The sequence below is a fragment of the Streptomyces atriruber genome, from assembly GCF_001418325.1.
In the GTDB taxonomy this organism is placed as follows: domain Bacteria; phylum Actinomycetota; class Actinomycetes; order Streptomycetales; family Streptomycetaceae; genus Streptomyces; species Streptomyces atriruber.
In genome coordinates, this window is sequence record NZ_LIPN01000419.1 from 1 (window position 1) to 7277 (window position 7277).

General features: G+C 73.5%; 7 protein-coding genes. 6 read left to right on the forward strand and 1 reads right to left on the reverse strand.

Features of this window, described 5'->3' with window-relative positions:
* Window positions 1-240: 240 nt before the first annotated feature.
* Genes AOK03_RS34340 through AOK03_RS34350 form a run of 3 tightly spaced genes read left to right on the forward strand, consistent with a single transcriptional unit; the run spans window position 241 to window position 2908 of the window.
* A complete protein-coding gene (locus tag AOK03_RS34340) occupies window positions 241-477 on the forward strand; it encodes a hypothetical protein (RefSeq protein WP_055569296.1) in 237 nt (78 codons plus the stop codon).
* Window positions 477-2612 carry a 4-alpha-glucanotransferase gene (gene malQ / locus AOK03_RS34345; RefSeq protein WP_055569297.1) on the forward strand — a complete coding sequence of 712 codons (2136 nt, stop codon included), beginning with the start codon at window positions 477-479 and terminating at the stop codon, window positions 2610-2612. Before AOK03_RS34340 ends, malQ begins: the two co-directional genes overlap by 1 nt.
* A gap of 59 nt (window positions 2613-2671) precedes the next feature.
* Window positions 2672-2908 carry a hypothetical protein gene (locus tag AOK03_RS34350; RefSeq protein WP_055569298.1) on the forward strand — a complete coding sequence of 79 codons (237 nt, stop codon included), beginning with the start codon at window positions 2672-2674 and terminating at the stop codon, window positions 2906-2908.
* Window positions 2909-3039: 131 nt separating this feature from the next.
* Here AOK03_RS34350 and AOK03_RS34355 read toward each other — a convergent pair whose 3' ends face one another.
* On the reverse strand, window positions 3040-3615 hold the full coding sequence (locus tag AOK03_RS34355; RefSeq protein ID WP_055569299.1) for a TetR/AcrR family transcriptional regulator: 576 nt from the start codon (window positions 3613-3615) through the stop codon (window positions 3040-3042).
* Window positions 3616-3723: 108 nt separating this feature from the next.
* Between AOK03_RS34355 and AOK03_RS34360 the strand changes: the two genes are divergently transcribed.
* The 3 genes from AOK03_RS34360 to AOK03_RS34370 all read left to right on the forward strand — a co-directional run bounded on the left by AOK03_RS34360 (window position 3724) and on the right by AOK03_RS34370 (window position 7268).
* Entirely contained in the window at window positions 3724-5205 is a 1482-nt protein-coding gene (locus tag AOK03_RS34360) for an FAD-dependent oxidoreductase (protein WP_055569300.1), read from the forward strand.
* Window positions 5206-5304: 99 nt separating this feature from the next.
* Window positions 5305-6300, forward strand: coding sequence for a DMT family transporter (locus AOK03_RS34365; protein WP_079075140.1), 996 nt, complete (start codon window positions 5305-5307; stop codon window positions 6298-6300).
* Window positions 6301-6356: 56 nt separating this feature from the next.
* On the forward strand, window positions 6357-7268 hold the full coding sequence (locus AOK03_RS34370) for a LysR family transcriptional regulator (RefSeq protein ID WP_055569301.1): 912 nt from the start codon (window positions 6357-6359) through the stop codon (window positions 7266-7268).
* Window positions 7269-7277: the final 9 nt, after the last annotated feature.

Sequence of the window (7277 nt, forward strand, 5' to 3'; positions counted from 1 at the left end):
AGGGCCTGTCCGCCGGACAGGCCCTGGGGGACCGGCTGGTGGGCGGTCCTGCCGTGACGGACATCTTCCCGGGAGTCGAGGGGGCGGAGCCCGTTCTTCCGGGGCGGAAAGGCCCCGGTGCAACAACTTTCGTAAGGGGAAGGTGATGTGACCAGGGTCACGTTGTGGCACCGTATACGTCTGCGCGCCCGCGCACTGGGTAGGGCTGCCGAGACCTGCCCCCTGAAAAGGAGCTCCCACGTGGCCGCCTCCGCAAATCTTCTGCTGTCCGCGCTCTCCAAACAGGTCTCCCACCCCGACTCGGGCCTCGACGGCTCCTGCTCCTGCGGCTGCATCGAGCCGCCCCTCACCAGCGAGCCCCCGCTCGCCGACGCCGCGCCGCTGACCAGCGAGCCGCCCCTCGCCGACGCCGCCCCGCTGACCAGCGAGCCCACCTCCACCGGCATGGCCTCGGGCCTGGACTTCATGGGGGTCTGATGCCCCTTTCCCGGCTGGCCGCTTCGTACGGCGTGGCCACCTCCTACTCCCCGTCCCCGGGACGCACCGTCCCCGCCACCGAGACCGCGGTGGTCGCCGCCCTGGCCGCGCTGGATGTGGACGCGAGCACTCCACAGGCCGTCCGGGCGGCGCTGGCGGCGCGCGAGGCGGAGCGGTCCGCCCGGCTGCTGCCCCCGACGGTGGTGGCGTGGACGGACGGTCCGCTGCCCCCCTCCCTCGCGGGGCTGCCGCCCGGGACACGGGTACGGGTCGAGAAGGAGGAAGGCGGAGAGGTCGAGTGGGACGTGCCCACCGGCTCCGCCGCCCCGGCCCACGGCGAGGCGGGCGAGCCGCGGCTCCCCGGGGAGCTGCCCGCCGGAGTCCACCGGCTCCACGTACGGCGCCCGGGGTTGAGCCCGACCGAAGACGGCGGGGCGACGGCACATCTCATCGTCGCCCCACGGCGCTCAGGGACCCCGGAGCGCCGCACGCACGGACTGCTGGTCCAGCTCTACTCCCTCCTGTCCCGGCACTCCTGGGGCATGGGCGACCTCGGAGACCTCGCCGAGCTCGCCGCCTGGTCCGGCCGCACGCTCGGCACCGGGTTCGTCCAGGTCAATCCACTGCACGCGGCAGTGCCCGGGCCCGCGCAGGGTGCGGGCAGCGATCCCTCCCCGTACCGCCCCTCCTCCCGCCGCTTCCCCGACCCCGTGCACCTGCGCGTCGAGGCGGTCCCCGAGTTCGCGTACCTGACGGGCAAGGCCCGTGACCGGGCCGACGAGCTGTGCCGCCGGGCCGCCGGGCTGCGCGCATCCGTGCTTCGGCAGGGCGCGCTCATCGACCGCGACGCGGTCTGGGCCCTCAAGCGTGAAGCTCTCGAACTGCTCCACGAGGTCCCCCTCGGCCCCGGCCGCCGCGCCGCCTACAACGCCTTCCTCGCCGAGCAGGGCGCCGCCCTGGAGGACCACGCCACCTGGAACGCCCTCGCCGAGACCTACGGCCCCGACTGGCACTCCTGGCCCGCCGCCCTCCGCGACCCGGCCTCGCCGGGAACGGCCCGCGCCCGGCGCGAGGCGATGGACCGCGTCGACTTCCACTGCCGCCTCGCCTGGCTCACCGACACCCAGCTGGCCGCCGCCCAGCGCACCGCCCGGGAAGCGGGCATGGACATCGGCCTCGTGCACGACCTCGCGGTCGGCGTGCACCCCGGCGGCGCCGACGCCTGGGCCCAGCAGCGGCACTTCGCCCCGCGCATGTCCGTCGGCGCCCCGCCGGACGCCTTCAACGCGCGCGGCCAGGACTGGGGCCTGCCGCCCTGGCGCCCCGACCGCCTCGCCGAGTCCGGCTACGCCCCCTACCGGGCCCTCCTGCGCGGCCTGCTGGGGAACGCGGGCGCGCTCCGCATCGACCACGTCATGGGCCTGTTCCGCCTCTGGTGGATCCCCGAGGGCCGCGAACCCACCGAGGGGACGTACGTCCACTACGACGCCGAGGCGATGCTCGCCGTCCTCGTCCTGGAGGCGCACCGCGCGGACGCCCTCGTCATCGGCGAGGACCTCGGCACCGTCGAGCCCGGCGTCCGCGAGACCCTGCGCGAGCACGGCGTGCTCGGCACCTCCGTGCTCTGGTTCGAGCGGGACTGGGAGGGCGACGGACGCCCGCTGCCCGCCGACGCCTGGCGCGCCGACTGCGTGGCCACCGCCACCACGCACGACCTGCCCCCGACCGCCGCCCGCCTCACCGGCGAGCACGTCCAACTCCGGCACGATCTGGGACTGTTGACCCGCCCGCTGGCACAGGAGCGGGCCGAGGCCGCCGCGGACGTGCACGAGTGGCTGGGGCTGCTCTCCCGGCTCGGCCTGCTGCCCGGCGGCACCGGCTGCGAGGAGGACGAGATCCGCGCCGTGCACCGGTTCCTGCTCGCCACCCCGGCCCGCATGATCGGCATCTGGCTCCCCGACACGGTCGGCGACCGCCGCCCGCAGAACCTCCCCGGCACCTGGGACGAGTACCCCAACTGGCGGCTGCCCGTCGCCGATGCCGCCGGACGCCCCGTCACCCTCGAGGAACTGGCCGCCTCTCCGCGGCTGCACGCCCTCATGGCGGTGTTCCGCGAAGGGGAGCGGGCGGGGTGAAAGTGCCCGTACGGCACCCCGGGCGCGCACCCCGTGGAGGAGTTCGCTACGTTGGCACCGTGGACAAGAAGAACGCACTGCGCGCCGGCGCCCTGGCCTCCGGCACGACGCTGATGATGCTGCTCATGTCGTCCCCCGCGTTCGCGGCGCGCGACGACGGTGACGACCCGGGCCCCGGCCTGAGCGTCATCGACACGCTCGGCCTGTACGTCGCCGCGCCCATCGTGCTGTTCCTGGTGATCGCGGGCCTCGTGATGGTCGGCGACAAGTCCCGGAAGCAGCAGAAGCAGGGCTGACCGGCCCTCTTACTCACGCACCGCTTTCACGCCGAGGGCACCCTGTGGCCGACGACCCGTACCTCGTACGGGCGCCGCCGCGGGGTGCCCTCGGCGTGCTTGTGCTCGTGCCGGTGCCGGGTGCTCGCGCTTCACGGCCGCTCGGCCGTCAGATAGCGCTGCAGCGTCGGCGCCAGCCACTCCGTGATCTCGTCGCCCGACAGCGCGGCCGACGGCGGGAAGCGCAGCACGTACCGCGTCAGGGCGAGTCCCAGCAGCTGTGCGGCGCAGAGCGCGGCCCGGGCCGGTGCCTCGGCCGGGTCGGGGCAGACCTCGCGCGCGACCGGCAGCAGTTGCTCCGCGAAGACGGCCCGCATGCGCTCGGCCCCCGCGTCGTTGGTGATGCCCACGCGGAGCAGCGCGGTGAGCACCCCGTCGCCCTCCCAGACGGTGAGGAAGTGCCGTACGAGCACCCTTCCCACGTCCGTCCGCGGCACCCGGCCGACGTCCGGCAGCCGCAGGTCCACCGAGGTGGCGGCGGCGAATAGCCCCTCCTTGTTGCCGTAGTAGCGCATCACCATCGACGGGTCGATGCGTGCGTCCTTGGCGATGGCGCGGATCGTCGCGCGTTCGTACCCGTCCGCGGCGAAGCGCTCGCGGGCCGCCGTGAGGATCCCGGCGCGGGTGACGTCCGAGCGGCGGGGTGCCTCAGTGGTTCTCTCCGTCATGCCAACAAACGTAGGCCAACGAGCGTTGACAGTCCATGGGTGCGGTTCTACGTTGGTCAACAAGCGTTGACCAACAAGTGTTGGCACCATGAGGCGCCGGAGGCGGCCATGAACGGTACGACGGACAGCGCACGCACCACCGAACCCACCGACATCGCTGAAACCACCACCGACACCGTCGTGGTCGTCGGTGCGGGCCCCACCGGGCTGCTCCTCGCCGGGGATCTCGCCGCCGCGGGGGTCCCCGTCATGCTCGTCGAGAAGCGGGCGCACGGCATCAGCAACCTCTCGCGGGCGATGGTCGTGCACGCCCGCACCCTGGAGCAGTTCGACGCGCGCGGCCTCGCCGACGAGCTGGAGGCCAAGGGCGAGCCGCTCGACAGGCTGCGCCTCTTCGACCGTCTCGCGCTCGACCTGGCCCGGCTGCCCTCCCGCTTCCGGCACGTCCTGGTCCTGCCGCAGTACGAGGTCGAGCGCGTCCTGGAACGCCGGGCGGTCGACGCCGGGGTGCGCTTCGCGTACGGAACCGAGGTCACCGGGCTCATCCAGGACCCGGACGGCGTCACGCTCGAAGTCCGCGCCACCGACGGTGGATCCGGCACCCTGCGTGCCGCGTACGTCGTCGGGGCCGACGGTCTGCACAGCGGTGTGCGCGCGGCGGTCGGCCTGCCCTTCCCCGGCAGGTCCGTCATCCGCTCGCTCGTCCTCGCGGACGTCAGGCTCGCCGAGCGGCCGGAGTCGCTGATCACCGTCAACGCCGACGGCGACGCGTTCGCCTTCATCGCGCCCTTCGCCGACGGCTACCACCGCGTCATCGGCTGGGACCGCTCGCGCAACGTCCCCGACAGCGAGCCGCTCGACCTCGACGAGGTCAAGGGCATCGTCCGGCAGGCGCTCGGCCGGGACTTCGGGATGCACGACGCCCGCTGGATGTCCCGCTTCCACAGCGACGAGCGGCAGGCGCCCGCCTACCGCGTGGGCCGGGTCCTCCTCGCCGGGGACGCCGCGCACGTCCACTCCCCGGCGGGCGGCCAGGGCATGAACACCGGGCTGCAGGACGCCGCGAACCTGAGCTGGAAGCTGGCCGCCGTGGTCAACGACCGTGCCCCGCAGGGCCTGTTGGACACCTATGAGGCCGAGCGGCACCCGGTCGGCAGGGCGGTGCTGCGCAGCAGCGGCGGGCTCGTCAGGCTCGCGATGGCCAAGCGCCCGTGGACGCGCGCGGCCCGCACCGCCCTCGCCGCCGTCGCCGACCGCGTACCCGCGGCGCGGTCCGCGGCGACGGGCAGGATCACGGGCATCGGCATCGCCTACCGGGCCCCGAGGGGCGCCCACCGCTTCGTCGGACGCAGGGTCCCGGATGTCGCGCTGAAGGAGGGCCGCCTCTACGAGGCCCTGCGCGCGGGCGAGTTCGTGCTCATCGCCCCCGAGGACGAGAAGTGCGCGACGGGCCGCGCGGTCCGGGTCCACTGGTCGAGCGGCCGCCGCACGACGGTCCTGGTCCGCCCCGACGGGTACGTGGCGTGGGCGGCGGAGGGGGCAGGGGTGGAGGAGGTGGAAGCGACGCTGCGGAAGTGGGCGCTGAACTAGAGCACCACCAGCCATCAAACCATTCGCTATCACTTAACATTAACGGCGAAAAGTTTCGATGGACGTGATGAATGATGGGGTGCGACGGTTGTCCCGCACATGACCGAGACGCCCCGCGGAGCCGGGGAGACAGGCAAGGGATACCTCGTGACCGTCCTCGACCGGACCACCGCCCGCACCGCGCAGCAGCAGCCGACCGAGCCGGTCGCCACGGCGGGAGCCGTGCGCCCCGTCGGCGTCGGCCTCGCCCTCGCGGCCCTCGCCACCGTCGTCTGGTCGGGCAGCTTCGTCACCTCCCGCGCGCTCCACGACGCCGTGCCGCCCGTCCAGCACGCGTTCTGGCGCTGGATCATCGCCATCGCCGCGGTCGCGCCGTTCGCGGCGCGGCAGACGTGGCGGCAGCGGAAACTGCTCCGCAAGCACCTCAAGTTCCTGCTCCTCGCCTCCCTGCTGGGCGTCACCGTCTACAACACCCTGGTGAACCAGGCCGGTATGACGACCACCGCGGGCAACATGGGCATGATCATGGCCGCGTCGCCGGTGCTGATGGCGGTCTACGAACGCGTCGGCGGCACCCGGCTCGGCGCCCGACGGGTCACCGGCATGCTCGTCGCCTGCGTCGGGGTGCTGCTCCTGGTCGGCAAGGGCTCGCTCGCCATGGACTTCGCCGTCGGCGACCTCTGGATCATCGCCGCGGCACTCTCCTTCGGCTCGTACAGCGCGCTGCTCAAGCGCAAGCCCGCGGAGATCGAAGGGCTCCCCTTCCTCTTCTCGACGTTCGTGCTCGGCGCGCTGATGCTGTTCCCGGTGTTCCTGGCCAGTCACGCGGTCCAGGGCGGCTTCGAGCCCACCGTCGGCACGGTCTCCCCGCTCCTCTACGTCGGCGTGGTGTCCTCGGCCGTCGCCTTCTTCGCCTGGAACAAGGCGATCTCGATCATCGGGGCGGCCCGCGCCGGGGTCGTCTACTACCTCCAGCCGGTCTGCGTCGCCCTGCTCTCCTTCGCGGTCCTCGGCGAGGCGATGGGGTGGCTGCAGGTGCTGTGCATGGGCCTGATCCTGGGCGGCGTCGTGCTCGGCGCGGCCCGCACGAAGTGAGCCAGGGGGCGCGGCCCGTGGGTTCCGTGCTTCTGACCAGTCGGTACGTTGGGCTCATGAGCGAGTGGGACATCAAGAAGCTGCAGATCCTGCGCACGTTGAGCGAGCGGGGCACCGTGACGGCGACGGCGCAGACGCTGCAGATGACGCCGTCCGCGGTCTCGCAGCAGCTGTCCAACCTCGCCAAACAGCTGGGCGTGCCGCTCCTGGAGGCGCACGGGCGGCGGGTCCGGCTCACCGACGCCGCGCACCTGGTGCTGCGGCACGCGGAAGCGGTCTTCGCCCAACTGGAGCGGGCGGACGCGGAGTTGACGGCATATGTGCAGGGTGAGGCGGGGGAGGTGCGGGTCGGGGCGTTCTCGACCGCCGTGCCCGCGCTCGTCGTGCCCGCGGTGCGGGCGCTGCGGGCGGCGGCGCCCGGCATCTCCGTACGGGTACGGGAGACGGAGGCGGCCCAGGCGTACGAACTCCTCGCGGCCGGTGAGGTCGACATCGCCCTGTCCCTGGCGGTGCAGGCACCGGCCGCGGTGGACGGGGACGCGCGCTTCGCCCGGGAGTCGCTCCTCGCCGACCCGCTGGACGTGGCGCTGCCCGGCGACCACCGGCTGGCCTCGGAAGCGGGGCTGCGGCTCGCTGACCTGACGGGCGAGCCGTGGATCTTCGGCGGAAGCGGTCCCTGGTCCGAGATCACCCGGGCGGCGTGCGAGGGCGCCGGTTTCACCCCGGAACAGGCCCACTCGGCGTCGGGCTGGACGTCGATCCTCGCGATGGTGGAGGCGGGGATGGGGGTGGCGCTGGTCCCGCGGATGGCGACGGTGCGCAGGGACGGCGTGGTGATGCGCGAACTCGCCGAGGACCACCCGACCCGCCACGTGATCGCCGCGGTCCGCCGCGGCGCGGCGACGGGGGCGGCGGTCTCCCGTGTACTCGCCGCGCTCCGTGAGGCGGTCCCCCAGCGGGCGCGGTGACCTTTCCCC